The 20,447-nt window shown below is 47.1% G+C and carries 25 protein-coding genes and 1 pseudogene; 9 read left to right on the top strand and 17 right to left on the bottom strand.

Annotation, left to right across the window (positions count from 1 at the left end):
* Positions 1–54: 54 nt before the first annotated feature.
* Both JZI27_RS16560 and JZI27_RS16555 read right to left on the bottom strand, forming a co-directional pair.
* Complete coding sequence (locus JZI27_RS16560; RefSeq protein WP_122909338.1) at positions 55–627, bottom strand: RNA polymerase sigma factor; 573 nt, start codon at positions 625–627, stop codon at positions 55–57.
* A 131-nt stretch (positions 628–758) separates the two neighbouring features.
* Positions 759–1,904, bottom strand: a complete 1,146-nt coding sequence (locus JZI27_RS16555) for a trans-sulfuration enzyme family protein (protein ID WP_183185054.1) — start codon at positions 1,902–1,904, stop codon at positions 759–761.
* 143 nt (positions 1,905–2,047) lie between these two features.
* On the opposite strand from JZI27_RS16555, the gene JZI27_RS16550 reads away from it, so the two are divergent.
* Entirely contained in the window at positions 2,048–2,746 is a 699-nt protein-coding gene (locus tag JZI27_RS16550; protein WP_251245306.1) for a peptidylprolyl isomerase, read from the top strand.
* Positions 2,747–2,942: 196 nt separating this feature from the next.
* Here the strand turns inward: JZI27_RS16550 and JZI27_RS16545 are convergent, their stop codons facing one another.
* Positions 2,943–3,089 carry a GrpB family protein gene (locus JZI27_RS16545; protein ID WP_148038751.1) on the bottom strand — a complete coding sequence of 49 codons (147 nt, stop codon included), beginning with the start codon at positions 3,087–3,089 and terminating at the stop codon, positions 2,943–2,945.
* A gap of 274 nt (positions 3,090–3,363) precedes the next feature.
* On the opposite strand from JZI27_RS16545, the gene JZI27_RS16540 reads away from it, so the two are divergent.
* Positions 3,364–3,981, top strand: a complete 618-nt coding sequence (locus JZI27_RS16540) for a cell wall hydrolase (RefSeq protein ID WP_122909341.1) — start codon at positions 3,364–3,366, stop codon at positions 3,979–3,981.
* Positions 3,982–4,282: 301 nt separating this feature from the next.
* Here JZI27_RS16540 and JZI27_RS16535 read toward each other — a convergent pair whose 3' ends face one another.
* A complete protein-coding gene (locus tag JZI27_RS16535; RefSeq protein ID WP_251245368.1) occupies positions 4,283–5,047 on the bottom strand; it encodes an SDR family NAD(P)-dependent oxidoreductase in 765 nt (254 codons plus the stop codon).
* Between the two features lie 95 nt (positions 5,048–5,142).
* Between JZI27_RS16535 and JZI27_RS16530 the strand changes: the two genes are divergently transcribed.
* Together JZI27_RS16530 and JZI27_RS16525 are read left to right on the top strand one after the other, a co-directional pair.
* Entirely contained in the window at positions 5,143–5,451 is a 309-nt protein-coding gene (locus tag JZI27_RS16530) for a YfhH family protein (protein WP_251245367.1), read from the top strand.
* Positions 5,452–5,581: 130 nt separating this feature from the next.
* Positions 5,582–6,031 carry a DUF441 domain-containing protein gene (locus JZI27_RS16525; protein WP_251245366.1) on the top strand — a complete coding sequence of 150 codons (450 nt, stop codon included), beginning with the start codon at positions 5,582–5,584 and terminating at the stop codon, positions 6,029–6,031.
* 5 nt (positions 6,032–6,036) lie between these two features.
* Here the strand turns inward: JZI27_RS16525 and JZI27_RS16520 are convergent, their stop codons facing one another.
* Positions 6,037–6,360: an iron-sulfur cluster biosynthesis family protein gene (locus JZI27_RS16520; protein ID WP_122909345.1), complete on the bottom strand. Its 324-nt coding sequence runs from the start codon at positions 6,358–6,360 to the stop codon at positions 6,037–6,039.
* A gap of 102 nt (positions 6,361–6,462) precedes the next feature.
* On the opposite strand from JZI27_RS16520, the gene JZI27_RS16515 reads away from it, so the two are divergent.
* Positions 6,463–6,603, top strand: a complete 141-nt coding sequence (locus JZI27_RS16515; protein WP_183185056.1) for a hypothetical protein — start codon at positions 6,463–6,465, stop codon at positions 6,601–6,603.
* A 113-nt stretch (positions 6,604–6,716) separates the two neighbouring features.
* Entirely contained in the window at positions 6,717–7,766 is a 1,050-nt protein-coding gene (locus tag JZI27_RS16510; protein ID WP_280208319.1) for a DUF2515 family protein, read from the top strand.
* Positions 7,767–7,793: 27 nt separating this feature from the next.
* Here JZI27_RS16510 and JZI27_RS16505 read toward each other — a convergent pair whose 3' ends face one another.
* The 7 genes from JZI27_RS16505 to JZI27_RS16475 all read right to left on the bottom strand — a co-directional run bounded on the left by JZI27_RS16505 (position 7,794) and on the right by JZI27_RS16475 (position 12,921).
* Positions 7,794–8,438, bottom strand: coding sequence for a hypothetical protein (locus JZI27_RS16505; RefSeq protein ID WP_122909347.1), 645 nt, complete (start codon positions 8,436–8,438; stop codon positions 7,794–7,796).
* A 123-nt stretch (positions 8,439–8,561) separates the two neighbouring features.
* Positions 8,562–9,059 (bottom strand): DinB family protein, encoded by a 498-nt coding sequence (locus JZI27_RS16500; RefSeq protein WP_122909348.1) that lies wholly within the window; start codon positions 9,057–9,059, stop codon positions 8,562–8,564.
* A 149-nt stretch (positions 9,060–9,208) separates the two neighbouring features.
* Positions 9,209–9,841, bottom strand: coding sequence for a DUF1444 family protein (locus JZI27_RS16495; protein WP_280208317.1), 633 nt, complete (start codon positions 9,839–9,841; stop codon positions 9,209–9,211).
* A gap of 26 nt (positions 9,842–9,867) precedes the next feature.
* Complete coding sequence (locus JZI27_RS16490; protein ID WP_122909350.1) at positions 9,868–10,989, bottom strand: DUF3900 domain-containing protein; 1,122 nt, start codon at positions 10,987–10,989, stop codon at positions 9,868–9,870.
* A 169-nt stretch (positions 10,990–11,158) separates the two neighbouring features.
* Entirely contained in the window at positions 11,159–11,314 is a 156-nt protein-coding gene (locus tag JZI27_RS16485) for a hypothetical protein (protein WP_183185058.1), read from the bottom strand.
* A 63-nt stretch (positions 11,315–11,377) separates the two neighbouring features.
* The gene (locus JZI27_RS16480; protein ID WP_280208315.1) at positions 11,378–12,661 is read right to left on the bottom strand and encodes a DEAD/DEAH box helicase; all 1,284 of its coding nucleotides are present in this window, start codon (positions 12,659–12,661) and stop codon (positions 11,378–11,380) included.
* Between the two features lie 116 nt (positions 12,662–12,777).
* On the bottom strand, positions 12,778–12,921 hold the full coding sequence (locus tag JZI27_RS16475) for a hypothetical protein (RefSeq protein ID WP_183185060.1): 144 nt from the start codon (positions 12,919–12,921) through the stop codon (positions 12,778–12,780).
* A 115-nt stretch (positions 12,922–13,036) separates the two neighbouring features.
* Between JZI27_RS16475 and JZI27_RS16470 the strand changes: the two genes are divergently transcribed.
* Entirely contained in the window at positions 13,037–14,122 is a 1,086-nt protein-coding gene (locus JZI27_RS16470; protein ID WP_280208313.1) for a phosphodiester glycosidase family protein, read from the top strand.
* A 40-nt stretch (positions 14,123–14,162) separates the two neighbouring features.
* On the opposite strand, the pseudogene JZI27_RS16465 reads toward JZI27_RS16470, so the two are convergent.
* From JZI27_RS16465 to JZI27_RS16455, 3 genes and pseudogenes are all read right to left on the bottom strand, one after another.
* Positions 14,163–14,904, bottom strand: a pseudogene (locus tag JZI27_RS16465) (VOC family protein).
* Positions 14,905–15,034: 130 nt separating this feature from the next.
* Entirely contained in the window at positions 15,035–16,606 is a 1,572-nt protein-coding gene (locus tag JZI27_RS16460; RefSeq protein ID WP_122909353.1) for an ABC-F family ATP-binding cassette domain-containing protein, read from the bottom strand.
* Between the two features lie 26 nt (positions 16,607–16,632).
* Positions 16,633–17,496 carry a HEPN domain-containing protein gene (locus JZI27_RS16455; RefSeq protein ID WP_280208311.1) on the bottom strand — a complete coding sequence of 288 codons (864 nt, stop codon included), beginning with the start codon at positions 17,494–17,496 and terminating at the stop codon, positions 16,633–16,635.
* A gap of 172 nt (positions 17,497–17,668) precedes the next feature.
* On the opposite strand from JZI27_RS16455, the gene JZI27_RS16450 reads away from it, so the two are divergent.
* Positions 17,669–17,818 carry a small acid-soluble spore protein P gene (locus JZI27_RS16450; RefSeq protein WP_122909355.1) on the top strand — a complete coding sequence of 50 codons (150 nt, stop codon included), beginning with the start codon at positions 17,669–17,671 and terminating at the stop codon, positions 17,816–17,818.
* A gap of 146 nt (positions 17,819–17,964) precedes the next feature.
* Positions 17,965–18,696, top strand: coding sequence for a hypothetical protein (locus JZI27_RS16445; RefSeq protein WP_122909356.1), 732 nt, complete (start codon positions 17,965–17,967; stop codon positions 18,694–18,696).
* 15 nt (positions 18,697–18,711) lie between these two features.
* On the opposite strand, the gene JZI27_RS16440 is transcribed toward JZI27_RS16445, so the two are convergent.
* Both JZI27_RS16440 and lpdA read right to left on the bottom strand, forming a co-directional pair.
* Positions 18,712–18,876 (bottom strand): aspartyl-phosphate phosphatase Spo0E family protein, encoded by a 165-nt coding sequence (locus JZI27_RS16440; protein WP_251244910.1) that lies wholly within the window; start codon positions 18,874–18,876, stop codon positions 18,712–18,714.
* A gap of 161 nt (positions 18,877–19,037) precedes the next feature.
* Entirely contained in the window at positions 19,038–20,447 is a 1,410-nt protein-coding gene (gene lpdA, locus JZI27_RS16435; RefSeq protein ID WP_122909358.1) for a dihydrolipoyl dehydrogenase, read from the bottom strand.

Here is a 20,447-nt window from a genome sequence, read left to right as displayed (position 1 = left end):
TCATTCTACACGATGAGTCGCTTTCTTCCAACTCATTCCTTATCGGTCATCGCGTCATTCCAAAAGAGCACGTCGCTCATACATGATGCGCAGCCTGCGCAACCCGCGATGTGAAATCATTTTGATACTCGATTCTGTTTTTCCCAGCACATCGGCAACCTGACTGATCTTAAGACCGGCAAAATAGCGGAGAGTCAGCACGTCCTTTTGACTGCGGGACAACAAGTCTAGGCGATTTCGAAGCAGACTGAACTCCTCACTCGTCAGCGCATGCAGCTCTGGCTGCCAGGTGTCATCTGTTTCACTGCCCAGCATTTCTGCCTGATCGACGGGAACCTCCCTGTGTTTGCGAACATAATCAACATACGTATTATGTGCAATTCGAAAAATCCAGGATGCAAATGGATACGCCCGGCTGTATTGCTCGAACTTTTCCCACGCTTTCATAAAGACGACTGTAGTCAAGTCATCCGCATCCCAGCGATTTCGCACACGGGAACGCAGATAACAATTGATCCGTCCAAAAAACTCGCTGTACAATTCGCAAAAAGTGCGCGATTCATAATAACTTCCGTCCGCTTTGGTAGTTGCCGATGGGGGAGCAATCGTCTGCACTGCCATACCCATCTTGAAATCCTCCAACCTGGAAGCACTCCGTATTATCCGAGATAAGTGAATATTCTACCTATACTCTAACTCGGTAATACGAATGACGGGGCATAAAGTGACAAATTTTACAAAAAATTTATACTTCTTTATTATTTCAATGCTTGATCCAGCTCAGCAACGATATCGACTACCGCTTCGATCCCGACCGAAAGTCGAACCAGCCCCATCGTGATCCCCGTTGCTTTTCGTTGCTCTTCCGTAAAGGCACGGTGGGAGGTTGTGACGGGGTGTGAAACAGAAGTCTCTACCCCCGCAAGAGACGGCGCAAAGGATATCCAATTCAGTTTGCGGTAAAAGGAATAGATTTGGCTTTCATCTGCTAGAGAGAAGGAAATCATCGCTCCTTGTTTATTACGGGCAAAAAAACGGGTGTGCGCTTCACTTGGATAATACACTTGCGAGACCGCGGGATGGTTTCTCAAAAAGTCAGCTACCTGGCTGGCATTGTCACATTGCCGTTCCATCCGAATCGCCAAGGTCTTGAGTCCACGTGCCGTCAGCCAGGCTTCAAACGGGCTTAGAGATGCGCCGTAGTTGACGACGATTTCTCGCGCACGACTAACCAGTTCTTTTTTTCCTACGAGAACCCCGGATGTCACATCGCTGTGTCCTCCAATGTATTTTGTTGCGCTATGAACAACCAGATCCGCACCGAGCGTGAAAGGTTGAACCAGGTATGGAGTCGCGAATGTATTATCTACCATTACTGTCAGGTTAAACTGCTTGGCCTGTTTGATCCAATACGGCATATCCACAACAGTCAGAAGAGGATTCGTGATAGTTTCCAGGAAAAACAGGCGCGTGTTTGGACGTACATATCCTTCAAGTGTGGTCAGTTCATTGAGATTGATGCATTCCAGCTCGATGCCTACTCGGGACAGCTCCTTGTGCATCAATGCATAGGTCCCACCGTAAATTTCATGGGATGCTAGCACGTGATCCCCTGTTTTCAGCACAGCCAGCAAGCCTGCCATGATGGCTCCCATACCTGAAGCTGCACTGACCCCTTCTTCTGCGAACTCCAAAGCTGTGATCGCATCGGCCAGCTCCGTAGGGTTGGGATTTCCGTTTCGAGAATACAAGTACTCCCCTTCACCTGCATAATATTGCTCCACCTCTTCCAATCCCTGGAAAGAAAATACGGAGGTTTGATAGATTGGAGTCGATTTGCTTCTTGCATGTCGCAACGGTTGATGGCTGATGTGTACTGCCTTTGTTTCAAATTTTTCTCCCATTCCGCTCACCCTTGTCATTTTTCCTTACATCATAACATGAATTGAAAATAGATACATAGAGGATTGGCATTTTACCTATAGATTGTGCTATAATTCGAAACCGTAGCTCACTCACAGCTAAAAAGCGAAGGAAGGTGCATGAGATGAAACGACTGTTTCCTACTATTCTGGCCTGTCTCACGGCAATCGCCTTGGTCGCTGGTTGTTCAAGTGGCGGCAATGAAGCCGAAACCACACAGCCGCCGCCTCCTGTTGCGAAGGAACCTGTCTCTAAAGAGCCGGCACAACCGCCTGGACCAACAGGTGAGAAGAAGTACGACAAAGCTCCGGAAATGCAGATTGACAAGAATAAAGATTACCAAGCTACCATTTCTACCAGCATGGGTGATATCACTATCGATCTTTTTGAGAAGGAAGCTCCCATCACAGTGAACAATTTCGTTTTCTTAGCGAAAGACAAGTTCTACGACAATGTTACTTTCCATCGTATCATCAAGGATTTCATGATTCAGACTGGTGACCCACTCGGTACAGGAATTGGTGGACCTGGGTATACGTTTGAAGACGAGCTGAACAATGGTCATAAGTACGAACCCGGTGTAGTCGCGATGGCAAACGCTGGCGCGAATACGAATGGTAGCCAGTTCTTCATCGGTTCTGGTAAAGAGGTTGAGGGTCTGGAGCATGTTCCGAACTACACGATCTTTGGAAAAGTGACAGGCGGGATGGACATCGTTCAAAAGATCGCAGCAGTTCCAGTAAAAGCAAATCCGCAAACCAACGAACAAAGTGTTCCCGAGCAACCGATTACGATCAAATCCGTTACCATTATCGAAAAATAAAAGGTACAAGCAGAAAAGCACCGCGCGAAACGCGGTGTTTTTCATGTTCCTCCGCTGGAATAGACTTCACATGTTGATGATATCCTCTTTTCCGATATTAAATCATACAGCTTTCGCGAAAAAAGTTTTAGACTGGCCAAAAAAATAAGCGATAGTCTTGAGAAAGAAAATAAATTCTTAGACTATCGCTGTTATTTTATTCATTTTTTGCGCGTCTTAGAAGGTCAGCAACGAAATCTGATTTCTGATCAGAGTGTGCCAACAACGATGCTTCTTCGATATACCATGATGGCCACTCAGAATCATATTCACTAATTGTTATTTCTTCGTCCAAACCCAACATATACCACCCCCCTTTATCCTTTCACATTGGTTTTAATCACCCACGTCAGTCTAATCCTTTATTTTCTTCTGACATCTCCCCGCTATGCAAATCGGTCCAGAAAGAACTAGGGGGAAACGCTTACTTTTTCCCCAAAAATAACGATTATCCAAAAAGTAAATAGTACCTTGGTACCGATTCCCTCTTGCGTTCTTCCCTTTTTACCTCTAAACTATGCAAAGACCCGATTCGCTTCCGCAATGTTTAGCAATAAGCGAAAAGGAGTGGTTCCTACATGTTTGAACGTGAAGCGCATTTGCGCTTTTTCTTCTATTTCAACAGTTTTGGTTTGTTGCTTTTATGTCTATTTGTGACACCAACGAGTGCGCATGCTCCACAACCAATAGCATTCGCAGGACCAGCACTGCTTCCTGCTGAAAAGAATACATTGGAAAAGACTGAAACCAAATCTACCAATCCTGCACCAGATCGAAAACAAGTTCAGGTCAGCCGGGAAGATGCTGTACGCACGGTTGCCCGTAACGGACAAGTCAAAATCTCGGAGCGGGAAATGGAACTGCTTGCCCGGTTGGTATATGCGGAAGGCCGGGGAGAACCGTATGAGGGACAAGTGGCAATTGCTGCTGTTGTATTGAATCGGGTAGCGTCACCTGGATTTCCTAACACGGTTCGGGAGGTTATTTATGCTCCCAATGCGTTTTCACCCGTCCATGACGGCAATCTGAGCTCCAAATCAAATGAAAGCACACGAAAGGCTGTACGGGATGCTGTAGCAGGACATGATCCAACGAATGGCTCTCTCTATTTTTTCAATCCAAACACGGCAACATCGTCCTGGATCTGGTCAAGAACGCAAACGCTAAGAATATCCAACCATATTTTTGCTAAATAATTTTAACAATACTTTATTATTTTTTTATCCACAGTTTACTTTCTTCTGTTATGATCTCTTCGTAAGCTCTTTTTCAACGCATTGAGAAGTGAACTGATGTCGTGTTCACGACTGGAATTCATCACCGTATGCATGGTTAGATGGTTCGCTCCATGAATTATGCATACGGTGATGAAAACTGGATCTTGCATTTGGTTTTGGGTGAGAGCAAAACCAAACGGAGATCTCATCAGCTCTCTTTCTCAATCGCCCCCAATTGACTCAGGCATTCCTGTATAGGAATGCCCTTTTTTTATTTTCACTAAAACCCGTAAACAGACATTCCGCCATCTACTGCCAATGTTTGCCCGCTGATGTAGGCAGCAGCATCCGACGCAAGAAAGATCGCAGGTCCGACCAGCTCCTCCACATCTCCAATACGACCGCTTGGCGTACGCTGCAGCACCTCCTGCAAAAACGTCTCGTCACTCAGCACCCCTTCTGTCAAAGGTGTGCGGAAATACCAAGGTGCAATCGCATTCACATTCACACCAAATTTGCTCCATTCCAATGCGAGGATACGTGTCATCTGGATCACACCCGCTTTGCTGGAGCCATACGCCACTCCTGTACGAAGTGCTACGATTCCGCCTACTGAAGCAATATTGATGATCCTGCCGTACTTTTGTTCACACATGACCCTGCCCGCCGCCTGACTTAGCTGGAAAGTGGCCTTCAGGTTCAGATCCACGACACGATCCCATTCTTCTTCGGATACTTCATGTGCCTTTTTACGTATGTTCATCCCTGCGTTGTTCACCAGGATATGCAGACCTCCCAGTGCCTCAATCGTTTTGGCAACCACTTCGTCCGCTGTCCCCGAAGCTGTCAGGTCGGCTGCGATCGGGAATGCTGTTCCGCCCTTCTGTTCGATCTCCTGCACTACCTCCTCCAGATCAGTAGCTGTGCGTGCCACCACGGCTACCTTCGCTCCTGCGTCTGCAATTCCAACCGCAAGTGCTCGTCCAATCCCTCTGCCAGCTCCTGTCACAATGGCTGTTCTGTTCGTCAAATCAAATCTGGTCATCATCGTTCCCCCTCTTCATGTAGGTGATTCTCCATCCATCGCCTTTTCCCTTGTCTTTTGCTACAATATACCTGTGTGGAAAGGAGGTCAATACGGTGCGGTTATACAGTCAAATGACCTTGGCAGAACTGCAGGAAGAAATGGAGTTGCTTCACCAACAGGCGGAAGAGAAAAAAAAGTCTGGTGACGATTCTCAGTTTGCCATTATTCAACAAAAGTACTTCATGGCGAAATCGTACTATCTCGGTACCAATGAGTTCCGTATCGGTGGAAAATACAGTGTTGCTGATTATGATCAGCCTTTTACAATTGAGTACTTCAACGGCGTGTTTGCTTGGGGTCGCTTTCCCGATTCAGACGAGCCAACCGGTTTTCCCGTGGGGATGTTGGAACCCTGGTTTTAAAGTTTAGTAAAAGTAAAGAAACCGGTCCTTTTTCGGGCCGGTTTTTTCATATCTGATGGTATTTCATTATCATCACACGAAAATAGGAGATGGATATACTAGAAAAAAACAGAAAGCGAGCACCCTAGCTATGGATTTTATCAATATACTCCTGCTCATTCTTCTTGCACTCGGTGTCATCGGAAACAATCCAACCGTCTCCATCGCTGTCGCCATCCTGCTATTGTGCAGGCTGATGCAATTAGATAAGGTATTTCCGATCCTTGAGCAGTACGGTTTACAGATCGGCATCATTATTTTAACCATCGGTGTACTTGCTCCACTTGCCAGCGGCAAAGTTAAGGCTGAGAATTTTTTGCTCATCTTTACAAACTGGCAATCGTTATTGGCTGTAGCAATCGGCATTTTCGTCGCCTATCTGGCAGGCAAGGGGACCTCCTTGATGACAGATAATCCGCTGGTCGTCACGGGTCTATTGATTGGAACCATCATTGGAGTGACGTTTTTCCGGGGAGTTCCGGTAGGTCCACTGATCGCAGCAGGGATCCTGGCCTTTATCCTGCAGTTTGTGCCTAAATAAGTCCGTTAGGCGTTTGTCCACCGTTGTTTGACCTGCAAACCATAAGCGAGGATTTGCTGAGGAGTGACTAGTCGAAACCCTTGTTGGGGGCGATAATCCACTTTCAACTGATCGTCACTGATATAACCAATCGTTTCTTTGTCCACCACGAACGTCCAGTTGCCGATTCTCTTGACCAGATCATCTGGTAAGGCCTCATCCCACCAAATAAAGTACTCTACGTTCATCCCGCAGCCACCGACCAGCTCTCCGTTAATTCGAATGGTTTGGGTCTCATGAACAAGCTCCTCTAGACGCTGCCGGGCTTCTTCTGTCAGCATGATGTTCATCTTTTCTCACCTTTCTAAAAACACATTTTCAAGCATCAGTATGCATCATCTTACACATCTTAGCATAAAATGCTTGAAAGGCAGCAGAAAGGACGATCTTTTATGAACATCTACGAACAGGATGGTATTTACATTGCAGAAACTGAATACTTGTCCGAGCAAGTCGTCATCTTTGGTAACACATGGGAAGAAGCCAAAGAAAAACTACTTGTTCGATTACTTGTATTAGAAATGATTGGCTAATAGAAAGGCGGGTCGCCACCAAGACCTGCTTTTTTTCACCGCCAAATGAAAGTCTCTTGCCCCGTGCTTTGACACCCCCCTCACTCACATACAGTAAGGAGCATATTCAGGTTATGCATGTGATCACATTAGATGGACAAGCTCTCGTGGCCAAGATTCGGGAGCAGACAGCCAAGCTCAATCGCAACAATGTGACGCGAACTCAGGCTTATCTCCATTTCTACCAAGAACATGAGGAGATCCATTGGGCGCTGCTCGCCCATTTGGTATCACGCAACGGCGGCTGGAATATGACGGATCTGCGTGGAGAATGGCTGCCTTTTTTGATGGACGAGTCATCAATACAGTCATACTTCTGGTTTTTGGAACGGTGCAATTGGCTCATATTTCACGATGCCTATGCTCAGCTGCTGCTCTATGCGGAAATGAAGCGGACGAAAAGAGACCTGACGTCCCTTCTAGCACCTCTCGGAGTCTCTACATTCATGCGTGTGTTCTGGCAAGCGTTTTTAACTACACAGGACAGCGCAAAGCTGACCAAAGCCTTGATTGTGAACGAACAACAGTACATTGAGCAGCGTGTGGTGCAAAAGCCAATCACTGTCCATCGCATCTTTTCAACGCTCACCTATTTCGCGCAGTCATGGTTCTCATTAACCCAGATCTTGTTTCCGTACAAAGAACACCCTACAGACAAACGTCTCCAGCTAGTCGGAATGACAGTCCATGACTTCCCTTCGCTCTCCGCACGTATCACGATCGGGAAGGCCTTGTACGAGCTTCTCTACAAAAATGCGGTCCGCCTAAACAGCATCCGTCAATTTGCATTCCGGATCCCCCACACGGGGTCTCGAGCCGATTATTGGCCACATCTTTTTACTCCGGTAAAACCATCCTCTGTGAACTATGAGCATGTTTATCGCCTCCGACTAAACGGAGATGAACGAAGAGAGGGAGCTTCAAAATTGTATAGCCCATCGTTAACGAAAGCGTGGCCTGATACTGCTCACTCTGCTGCAGATGGGATAGACTGGTTTCGTGATAATGACTGGCTCAAAGTGGTTGATGAGCCGGTTGATCTCCCCTCCATCGATACCGATACCTATAATCAGACGCTACGTTGGATGGAATACGGTGTGAAAGCTGTGTCCCTCTTTGATTAAAACTGAATGTCGAAAGCCGTATCACGATCAAGCCTCAACCATTTTTCCGTGAAGAAGCTGATCCACCCATCTGTAGCAGCGTTCGAGCTGCTCCGCGCTAATTTGCTCAGAGCGATGCTCGAAAACGATTTTAACAGTCGGATTTTCCGTCCGGATGATTTTCAAATACTCTTCAATCGGAGCCCATCCAGCTCCTGGCTGACAGTCTGGAAGGGCGGGAAAATGGTTGTATGCGACTTCATCCCCTGTAATTTTTGTGGTCCACAGATGAATCGTCTCTGCGTACCTCGCGTATTTCTTCAAAACTTTCTTGGCGTCAAAATACGGATCTATCCATTCCTGAAGGAACAATCTACCCGTATCCAGGCATAGCTTTACGCGGGGGTGCTTGAGCAGTAAGTCCTCAACGATCTGCGTATCATACACATAACGGTTGCATGCATCCAGTTCTAAAACAGGAGTGAAGAGATATTCTTCACTTTTTTTGTCTAGCCATGCAAACAGACAGGCACTCTTTTCTGCGAACTCTGCCAAGGAGTACTCGCTTTCATAGACGTATTCTCGCCGATCTGCAAACCTCCACTTCTCCCAATTCACCCTATTATCGAGAATGACCGGTTTTGGATAATGGAACAAGACATAGGCCGGCTTGAGCTCCTTTACGGATTCCAATTCTGCTTGGATCTCCTCAAACGCTGACGTGTGGCATCATCCTGATCCATGAAGAGTGCATCTCGCAAGGACTGTCCTCGTGCTCGAAGCGGATGAAAATGTATTCATAGGAAAAGATCCTCTCTATTTAGGCTGGATCAGCTCATTTAGGAAATGTTCGATCTGTGCTTTATGATGCTGGTCATGCTCGTAGAACTCGTGAACGAGGTATGAGAGCGTATAGGGCACCGCAGTACGAGGGCAATGAGCATCCCCATTTACCAGCACATGCTTGTTTCGGAAGTCAGCTGGCATTTCAAGCAGTTCCAATACCAGTCGATCCCTGACCAGGATCGCTTCCTCGATCAACTCGGTCTTGGATAAGCCGGACCGCACATAATCCGCAGCCCTTTGATTATAGGAATCAAAGGCCGGAAACGAAACCTCCTGCCCTTTCACAACGGATGGAAGAACATCTGAAATCAAATAGCGATCCCAAAACATCAGGTGGGATAAAATTTCGGCAATCGACCACTTCTCAGTCGCTGTCGGCTTTATCCAAATCTCATCGTCTACATCTCGCAATCCCTCTATCCAGTCCGCCATTCCTTGAAAGGAAAGCAGTGTACGATCGTGATCCATAGGCTCAACTCCCAGATATTGTATATTTTCATCCTACCACAATCATCTGTCGAATCTCAAACACCTATCTTGAACCCATAGCAAAAGAAAAACCTGGTATAAGAGGAACGCTTACACCAGGTACTTGAGCCTATATCTGCTCTGACTGCTTATCTTTTTTCGTTTTCAGGACTGCGCTTGATATGCGTCTCATTTCCATGCGACACCACGAGGAATGGAGTCAATTCCCCATCCTCCCAAAAGAATGGCAATACTGAAATCGGCACCTGTCCTTTCGACGCGAAATCATACGTCAATCTCGCAAGCAAGTGTGCGCCGGTATCTCCAACCAGATCGGCTACAATCAACACATCTTGATGAGGGATAGCAACTCCGAGCGTATCACCTGTTTTCTGCCGGTCAAAATCGCGCAAGAGCGGTTCGAGCAAAATTCGACTTGCTGCATATCCGTCAGCCGGACTGATAAAATGAATGCGATTTCCGCCAACCTCCTGTGTCTTTACCGTAAATGGAAGCTGCTGTAAATTGTCCATCGCCAGCCGATGCAGCTCTTCTTCTGACCATCCAGCCTCCTGAAGCATCCGCTGCTCGATCAACGAATATCCATCGCCCTGATCCAGCGCATAGAGCATGACCGTGTCTGCCGTATGGGGTTGGTATACCCAGCGCTCCCTCTCCTTTTGTACCAAACCTGCGTGACGCAAGACCGGATAGATACGTTCGTTCTGTCCGATGAGCGAGGTGTTGATACGCTGCTGCTTCTCATTCTTCCTTTCAGCCATCTATGCTTTCAACTCCCTTTTCGATCTTACTCCCAGGGGGGGCGCTCCTCATCGTCGCTCCGCTTCGTAGGGGGCTCCGGCTGTCTGCTAACAGGACCACGCGCTTCGATCTCCTGCACAATCTCAGACAATGCCTTTGGCTTGACGAATTCCACGGGAGATACTCCACGCTCGAACTGGAGCATTTCCCCCTCGAGCAATACCAAATAACGTCCATTTACCTTTGCGATGTGAAGGCTGCTACCGTAATCAGCCAGCAGCGTTCGTACCTGCATATGGTCCAGCTTGAATTTCAGCTCAACCTCAGGCTGACGATCCGTAATGATTTGCATCGCTTCCATGACGGTCTCGTGCTCCCACTTCTCCGCTAGCTCTCGCTTGGGACTGGCCGCCATGATTTCAATCGCTTCTTCTTCCCGCTGTCTTTCCTCTGTTTGCTCTGGATAAGAATATTCAATATGCTGCCTCGCCAGCGAGATCACCTCTTCGGAGACCATTTGCGTGATCGTCTGCGGGTATTCAATAAACCGCAGAAATTCCTCAAAATATTTGGCGTGCGAAAACTGATGAATCTTCACATGGTATGGATCATTCATCCCAGATTCGATCATGTAAGGGTACATCAGTGACTTCATGTTCTTCGCATTGATGGCCATCTGAACATTGGCGATCAGACTTTTTTCATCCGTGATCACCGCTGTTTTCTGTTCAAAATCACACTTGAGGATAAACAGATAGCGCTCATCCAACAGGTCCAATCGGGTTCTTACGATGATTAGAACGCCGCCTCTAACTTGCGAGGTGCGCAGATAGGATTGAACCAGCTCCTGACAAGGCTCCTTGCTCTCTCCTGTTGTTTCTGCACTCAGCATTCTGGACAAAAGGGCGTAGTTGGGATTGGACTCGAGCGGATGTCCAGGCTCGAGCACAAACTGTCCAAGCTTCGTAGGCGAACCTTCACTCTTCGGATTCAGTTCTACCTTCCTTTTTGCAATACGCGCGAATTCTCCGTCTAAAAAGTCGTGAAGCTCGCTTTTCTCGTAATCATCATGGCTCAGGTACCGAGTCATGCGCACCTGCTTGGGAGAATCCTCGTTCTCTGGCTGCTCGATCAAATAAAAGGATAACCAATCTATGTTAAATTTCATTGTCATTTCGCTCCTCACTTCATCGCAACGAAATGATTATAACAAAATGAGGTTAAACGGTCAGGCTTTTCGTGCAAATTGACTGCTTGACAATAGCAACCTTTTCCTGCGCAAAAAGAGCAGAACTTCTGTAGTGACAACGCACCACTTCCGCACTGCTCTTCTGCCTTTACTCAGAGATTGGCTCTTGTTTCGCCTTCTCCATCTTTTCCTTCAGCTCTCCAGCTTCACGCTTCAACACTTGCCGTTCTTGCTTGGACAGCACTTCTCCGCCAACCGGGCCATTTACCAGCAAATCTTCTTCATACAAGCGATCTTTGCGCATGAAAACCTCCATCATGACAAGAATGAGGTACTCATGTCCTACTTTGTTCCAAAGTCGCCCTTCTTATGTACGTGTCTTACCTGGCTTCCGATTCTTCAGAGCTTCTGGTCTACGCTGACCAGTCTTTGTTCCTTCCGGTTTACCGGGACTTCCTTGTCTGGTCGGCTTGATTTGCTCACTGCCGGCTTTTCCTCGTTGCTCTGGCTTTCGCTCGGCTTTTGGAGCTTCCAAAGCGCCATACGCCATTTGCTTCTCCGTGATGGAGATCCCGGTCTGTTTGGCGAACTTGCGAACGATAAACAGTTCCTGGTTGGTCAAAACAGAAAAGACAAGTCCTGCTCTTCCCATCCGTCCGGTACGTCCGCTTCTATGCACATAGGTATCAGCATCAGGTGCAGGATCGTAGTGGACAACACACTCTACACCGGGGATATCAATCCCTCTGGCGGAGACATCTGTCGTGATCAATACAGGAAAAACTCCGTCGCGAAATTGCTGAATGGTACGTGCACGCTCTTCTTTTGAAGCCTCCCGGTGAAGGAGACGGCATGGCAGATGGTGATAGTTGAGTTTGGATACGATCTCGTCAACCTTTTCAATCTGATTGACGAACACGATTGACGACCGTACATTTACCAGTCGAAGCAACCTTCGCAGTGTATCCACTTTTCTGCGCGGATCTGTCACCAGATACATATGAGCAACTCCTGCGGCTCCTTCTGGTGCAGCAGCGCGAATGACTACCGCATCACGAGATAGGTTCGAGGCTGCCTGAATCACTTCCGTCGGGATTGTAGCCGAAAAGAATAGGCGCTGTGTATCTCGCAGTGTTCGCTTCATTACGTCTGCAACAGGCTTGCCAAAGCCAGCGTCCATCATGCGATCTGCTTCATCGACTACGACGACTTTTACTTCGTGGACCTTTAGTTTGCGCTGATCAATCAACTCCAGCAATCTTCCTGGTGTAGCAACGATCAGAATGGGTTTCTTCTTTAGGCGCTCTATCTGACGTTTGACTTCTACTCCCCCAATCAAAGGGAGAACGGCTGAATCCTGAGACGGGAGCAGTCCTTCTGCTTCTCGGGCGATTTGCATGACTAGTTCATGCGTGGGTGCCAAAACGATCGCCTGTACATCCTTTTTATCGAGATCCATCCTGGACAGGATTGGCAGCAAATAAGCAAATGTCTTGCCTGTCCCCGTAGGTGATTCGATAAAGGCGTCTTTTCCTTCCAATATGACAGGAATCGCTTCCGCTTGAACTGGGGTAGGCGTTTCCATTTTGCGCTCATGTAAAATTTGCAGTAATGATGCTCCAATGTGTAAATCAGCAAACGTGGTACTCACAAGAACCCTCCTGGCTTGAAAATCTTGCATTGGGTAAGCTTACCACACTTTGCCCGGACGGAACAGTGGTCACAACGAAGAGGCGAAATCCAAATGCGGACCTCGCCAGCCATTCATTAACCGTTATTGGAATCCATACGGGTCTCTTGTTTTTCCATCTGGTCGTGTCGATCCCGGCTTGTCGTCTGATTCCGCGTCCCCTTTTCACTCTCCATGTACTCCTCTACTTCTTTTTGAAACTGGTCGTCATATCCACGCACACGCCTCACCTCCTGGAGTTAGCTTGCCCTGCATTCCTTTACGTTCATTCCCTGAAACTTTTTACCCATTTTTACGTCCTTACCTATAGACACAGTTAGGAAATGAGTGAACTCGATGCAGACGTTATCACGGGCCAGGACACATAAGCGAAAGAAAGGCTCTCGGCGACGACCCGTTCGCTGGGTTAAACGTTTTTTACTTGTAAGCACGCTTACTTTCACTTCTTTCGCCCTTATTGGGATGATCTTTCTTTTCGGAACCAAAGTGGGTGAAGAACTGCGCGAATGGGCCGCAGGTACACTTTTGACCACACAGCATGACTATTGGGCACCCTATACCTTTTTATCAGAAGAAAAGCTGAATGCCCTGCGGCAGCAAATCAAGAATCCAGAAGTGATCAATTCAGAGTCGGAGCCCGATCAGCCAGCAATGGCTCTTCCCACTCTCCCTCAGGTAGTGGACCCGGAACCTGAGAAACCCAAGGAACTCATTGAAATAGAAGACATCTATGTGACCAAGAGCAATTATTTCTTCAGGGGAAAAATCATGTACATTCATGACCCCAAACGAGTAGAACTGTTGATTACCAATCGGAAAGATCGCGGAGACCTCTTGGACGAATTCGTAAAGAAAACCAACGCCATCGGAATCGTAAACGCAAGTGGCTTCCACGATCCGGACGGCTATGGCAAGGGAGCGAAAGCGTACGGAGTGGTTATTAAAGACGGCAAGATCCTGCAAAGCTACAATTCCAAAACAGGCGAAACCGCACTGGGGATCACGTACGATGGGAAATTGGTGACAGGCAGCTACAGCGCCGAGCAACTGGTGAAAATGGGGGTTCGTGATGCCATGAGCTTCCGCCCGCAGCTGATCGTCAATGGTAAAAACCTGTTCGCAGACAAGCCCGCCAAGAGCTGGGGCATTCAACCGCGCACCGCGATCGGGCAAAAAGAAGACGGCACCATCGTTTTCGCCGTCATAGATGGACGTCAGCCCAGTCACTCCATCGGAGCCAGTATGAATGACATGGCCGAGTTATTGGCGGAGCGTGGTGTTGTTACGGCAATGGCGATGGATGGCGGGTCCAGCTCGATGATGCTTTATAAGGGTGAAGCTATCACCAGCACTTCCTCTCCCTACCACAGGGGCCGTTATTTGCCGAATGCATGGGCCGTTATGGCGGAGGGTGTGGAATAATATGACCCTAACACGCAGCAGCTCGCTTTCTGCCGCGTGTTTATTTTTCTTCAACAGAAAGTGGTATTTTCAATTTTCTCGGAATATCGGAGGAAAAATTCGGAGTGTACTGTACAGAAAATAAATACCCTTCTAAATAAAAGGATAGTTCACTTTCGCTAGATTCAAAGGGAATATTGCCATTTTCAAGTTTTTTCTGTATTCCCTGCAAAAATGAAAGATCAGGTGTTCCAAATGTGACCTGCATTTTGGGTGGAAGAGCTTTCATTGCAATGGGAATCCAAGGTCTTTCTCTCCAATTCGCAACAATATATGCGGTTCCACTGATCACGAAATTAAATATTTCTCTATCGGATAAGGTTTTCATGCCTAAATTGGTTTTTAACCACTCTCTAAAGGATGGAACACTCTCCACTGGACACATAGTCATGGGCGATGATTTCAAGAAGATTTCCATCCCCATCACGAAAATACAGATTCAATCTGCCATCCTCCTCATCAATTTCATGACCATCTGCCCATTTAGCAATGAGCAGACCAGACTCATGAATCCTTTTGGCGGATTCATAAAACCTTGAATATGGCACTTGAAAAGCAAAATGAGCCGGAGAGATTGGTTCACTTGCCTCTACGAAGGATAAAGAAACATGTGGCGTTACCTTGAAAGTAATCTCTCGATCCGTTTTTGATAAAACTGTGAAGCCGAGACGGTCTGCATACACTTGCTGAACTCCTTGAATAGATACTGTCTGTAATGTCAATTTTGAAAAATGTGTGATCATAAGGCTCACCTTTTCCTTTTGATAATTTTGGCAGTTTAACATTACCATATTCCGGTTGCCCCTTCACCTTAAAGTCCGCAACAAAAACAGGCACTCCCCTTCAGCCGGGAGTGCCTGTTATCTTTACATCCTAGAGTTTAATTGGAGCTTTGGCTTGAGCCTGGCTCCACTCCTCCACATTCCAAACCTGTGTTACCCAATCCTCGTAAAATTCAGGTTCGTGACATACCAGGAGGACGGTTCCCTTAAACTCCTTCAAGGAACGCTTCAGCTCTTCCTTGGCTACAACGTCCAAATGGTTCGTTGGCTCGTCAAAGACCAGCCAGTTGCTTTCCCGTTGAAGCAGTTTGCAGAGGCGGACCTTTGCCTGCTCGCCACCGGAGAGAGCGTTCATGTTCCGGTTAATGTGTTCATTTTTCAGTCCGCAGCGAGCAAGCGCTCCGCGAACCTCGTGGTTGTTCATCGCAGGGAATTCATTCCAGACTTCTTCCAAGGCGGTAAGGGGCTTCGCCTTCACTTCTTGTTCGAAGTAGGCTGGATGCAGGAAATCTCCTCGATCCAACTTGCCTCCTAGTGGTGGAATGATACCCAGCAGCGTTTTCAGCAAAGTAGATTTACCCACACCGTTCATACCGACGATCGCTACTTTTTCGCCTCGCTCCAGCTTGACAGTCAGCTTCGGTAAAAGCGTGTGGCTGTAGCCGATTTCCAGATCCTCTGCTTCAACCACAAAGCGGCTGCTGGCGCGGGATTCCTTAAAGATAAAGGTCGGCTTGGCTGCTGTCTCAGGTTTGTCGATGCGATCCATACGATCCAATTGCTTCTGGCGGCTTTTCGCGCGTCCGGTGGTAGACGCCCTAGCCTTGTTTCTCGCGATGAAGTCTTCCATTTTAGCAATCTCTTCCTGTTGCTTCTCGAATGCGTCAAAATGCTGGGTACGCTTCGTTTCTGACTGCGCCAGGAAAGACTCGTAGTTTCCGGTATACCGATTCAGCTTGGTGAATTCCAGATGGTAAATGACGTTAACTACCTCGTTCATGAAGGAGGTATCATGAGAAATCAGCATAAACGCATACGGATACTCTTTCAGATAGTTTTTGAGCCATACGATATGCTCTTCATCCAGGTAGTTTGTCGGCTCATCAAGCAGCAGAACCGTAGGACGTTCCAGTAGCAGTTTGGCCAGCAGAACTTTGGTTCTTTGTCCACCCGATAAAGAAGCGACATCTCGTTCCAGACCGATGGCGCTAAGCCCTAAAGCATTGGCAATCTCATCGACTTTGGCATCGATCAGATAAAAGCCGCTGGTTTCCAGACGATCCTGGATTTCACCCATGCGCTCCAGCAGTTCTTCCAGCTCTTCAGGAGATGCTTCTGCCATCTTCTCCCCTATCACCATCAGCTCTGCTTCCTGCTCCAGCAGTGGCAAGAATGCATCCTTCAGTACATCACGGATCGTTTTTCCTGCTTGAAGCTTGGTGTGTTGATCCAAGTATCCGTATTGGACCTTGGGCATCCATTCAATCCGGCCATGATCAGGCATGTTTTGACCGGTCAGAATACCCATCATCGTTGATTTTCCTGTACCGTTCGCACCGACGAGACCTACACGATCTCCGGGCTGCAGACGAAATGATACTTCGCGAAACAAAATACGATCCCCAAAGCCGTGGGACAAATTTTCCACAATCAATACACTCATAGGTTCCTCCTGGTTCGTAACCTCTCTTAGACGTTTAAAGTAATTCTTTCAAAGCGTTGCGGTGCATAGCGCTGTACATAATTCTCGCCTGACATGATCAATTCATCCAAGCGATTGCGTAAATCCTGAATCGTAATGCCTTCCATCGCTGTATTCAAAATGGCAGCCCGAGCCATCATCCTCAGCAAATTGACTTCATTGACAATCTTTTTGCCGAAAACTTTTCCACTATGAACGATCTCTGATCGATGATTATACGATTTTTTGATGAACTCCGCAATATTTTGCCGTTCCTCAAACGTTGCTCCAAAATAATACGCCATCCGAAGCCGTAATTTGTAGGTGATTTCGCCCTTTTTTCCATCAGGTACAAACAAGGATTCAAGCGCAATCCACAAATCGAGCAGTTGATCTTCGGGGCTCTTTTTTTCCAGAGAAAGCGTATAACGGCGAAAGGCAAGCGAGGGTAACTTTTGATCAAGCAACGACATGAATATAGTCTCGGCATCCTGATCAAATATATATTTGGGACCGTCTAGCGAACGTTTGAGATACGTAATCCCGTACATGTTTTTCTCGATGGTAATGACATACGGGATGGAGCAAATTCCATTAAGTACCGAGATGTTCAGCTTGCTTTCGATTTCTTCAATCCAATCCTGATCCTCTGTAATCCTCATGTCAGGATAATCTGCTACAAGGAACATGCTAGTCGGTTCAACTCGTTTATCGAATAGACGTTTGTTTTCGTCCATCTCATTGCGTAGATACTTGGATGCCAGCTCGTATGGCTTCTCGGCACCAGCTACGAGGTAGTAGGAATTAGGCAGCTCAATGCGGAACGGTTTTGTCGCAGTCGAATTGAAAACGGGTGCTATCAACAGTGGCATGTAATCGCTCCTTTCTGATCCCAGTGCTGTCCATTACTCCTTTATCAGTTAACATAATAATTATTATGTTATATATCGATGGTGCGTACAAGCTTCCTTATAGAATACCAGCATTTCCTATGTTTCGTCATCCTTCACTTGCATCAAACTATGCGAGAAGGAGTTGAATTCGATGAGAAACGATCCTAATTTTGAGGAAAACCCACATCAAGTGTACAACAACGAGGCACAACCACTAGAGCAGACTGGAGAACCGCTTCCAGGCTCAAAAAAAGTGAAACAGCAAAATCATTCCCGACAGATTAAAACAAGAGAAGGATAAGGACTATCTACTAAAGAGTTCAAACTACGACACCCGGCCCTGACAGCCGGGTGTTTTTCCTTTTATTTACAACAAAAAAGATTGAATTGTCCCATCTGGTTGAACTATGATTAATTTACCATTTTGATTGGAGGTTAAAGCTAAAGATGATTCTCATTCCTCTGTCGGGCAATAGCCCACTATCCAATCATGTCAGCTATCATGTCTCTCCGCTGTATGAATTAGCGGCGAGTCTACACGCGTTGGCACAGATCGAACCACCAGAGCCATATCAAGTATGGACGAACGAGGTCATCGAGAGGTTTCGTATGGAAGGTCTGTTCAATGATTGGGATTATCTTTGTCCCCTGTTTCGATACGGCATCCCAGATCTATTCGAAGCGGATCAAACCAAAGGAGTAATGAGCGTTTCTGAGCTGTACCAATATTTTGTCACACTCACAACAGATGCCTTTGCTCAAAGCTTGAAGCCGCTTATTGCCAGTTGGAACCACTATCATGAACGTCCTCCAGTCGCTGACGACATACAAAATGACCCTGACTTTGTCAAAGGCCGCTTCAACCTGTTTATGTCTTCGTACTGGCAGTTGCTTTTTGAAGCGACCTGGGAAAAAATAGCCCCGCTTTTTGTTACTGAAGCGGAAAGAATTCAGCAAGCTTGTGCAGACTTTCCGACTCTACAATCCTATCTATACAAACTTTTCCCATCATTCTCATTTCAAGAGGAAAGGAACATGCTTGCCTTACACACTTCTGACCCTGATGAACAAGTACAAAGCCTGATCTTGCAGCCCAGTTATTTTACCTGTTCCACTTCCCACTCAAAGAAAAAAACGAGCCTCTATCTGCTTTACCCACTCAGCTATTCAAGCCGTTAACCCAATAAAAACGCCCTACGATGGGCGTTTTTCGTATTGTCGCATGTGTGCAACAATGAGTTTATCCAGCTGTTGGCTAATTCTCACGATTTCTGGGTCACGAAAATTGTAACCTGCGTTTTTTGCAGCGCTTTCGAGCTTATGCCGCAAGTCATCAATCATCTTACTCGTAATCTCCATGCTGCCGACCCCCACCCGCACTAAGTCTCCCACTATTTTACATTATATACGATATACTGGAAAGGGTAATATGTGGAAGAAATAGCCTTGCACCGATTTTTTGGTACAAGGCTATTGATTTGTACGTTTATAGTTATGTCTGCACTCGTGGTGAATAGAGCCTACTTCATTACATGAATCGGATGACCCAATGCCAATTCGGCAGCTTCCATCGTAACTTCGCCCAAAGTTGGATGCGCATGGATGGTCAACTCGATATCCTCTAAGGTCGCACCCATTTCAATAGCCAATCCTACTTCAGCGATAATATTGGACGCTTCTGGTCCCACGATTTGCGCACCAAGAACGAGCTTAGATTCCTTATCGGCAATCAGTTTTACATAGCCTTCGCCTGCATTAACGGACAGCGCACGTCCGTTTGCTGCGAAAGGAAAACGACCGACAATATAATCGATACCCTGTTCTTTTGCTTCTCTTTCGTTGATTCCAACGCTTGCAATTTCCGGATCGCAGAAAACAACAGCAGGAATTGCCTTGTAATCTACTTCGGAAGGTTTGCCCGCGATTGCTTCAGCCGCCACTTTCGCCTCATATGAAGCTTTGTGAGCCAAAGCTGGTCCAGCTACGATATCACCGATCGCGTAGACATTCGGGATGTTCGTACGGCCTTGCTTATCGACAACGACCAGACCTCTGTCTGTCAGGTTCATTCCCACTTCACGTAGACCAAGCTCATCTGTATTTGGACGACGTCCTACGGTAACCAGGATGTATTCAGCTTCGATTTTCTGTTGTTCGCCCTTCACTTCAGCGGAAACAATGACGCCATTTTCGGTCTCTTCCATACCTTGAGCCAAAGCCTTGGTTTTGATTTCCACGCCCAGCTTTTTCAGCTTGCGCTCCACCAATCGCGGCATATCCGGCTCAAAGCCCGGCAGAATCTGATCAGAACCTTCGAGGATTGTCACTTTCGTACCGAATTTCGCAAACACGGTACCCAGCTCAATCCCGATATATCCACCACCGATGATCACGAGGCTTTTAGGCAGCTCCGTGAGGGAGAGTGCTTCTGTAGAAGACAGCACACGTTTGCCAAACGGGAATGCCGGCAGCTCGATTGGACGAGAGCCTGTCGCGATGATGCAATGCTCAAAGCGATAACGGTTTACATCGTAGCCGTGGAATACACGAACTTCATTTTCAGTTACGAACAAGGCTTCTCCAGGGATAACCTGGATTTTGTGTCCTTTAAACAGAGAAGCGACTCCACCTGTCAATTGTTTGACAATGCCGCCCTTCCATTCTTGTACTTTGGCAAAATCCACTCGTACGTTATCCATGGTAATCCCCATAGATGCGGTATGCTGCGTATGCTCATAGGTGTGAGCTGCATGGATCATCGCCTTGGAAGGGATGCAACCCACGTTTAGGCACACACCGCCTAGTTCTGCTTTTTCCACCACAGCAACTGTTTTCCCGAGTTGAGCCGCACGGATGGCTGCTACATATCCGCCGGGACCAGCGCCGATGACGAGGACGTCTACTTCTGTTGTAAATTCTCCTACTACCAT

The organism is Brevibacillus sp. AY1 (genome assembly GCF_029870785.1).
In the GTDB taxonomy this organism is placed as follows: domain Bacteria; phylum Bacillota; class Bacilli; order Brevibacillales; family Brevibacillaceae; genus Brevibacillus; species Brevibacillus invocatus.
The sequence above is the reverse complement of the archived record's forward strand: the minus strand, read 5'-3'. Positions and strand labels throughout refer to the sequence as shown.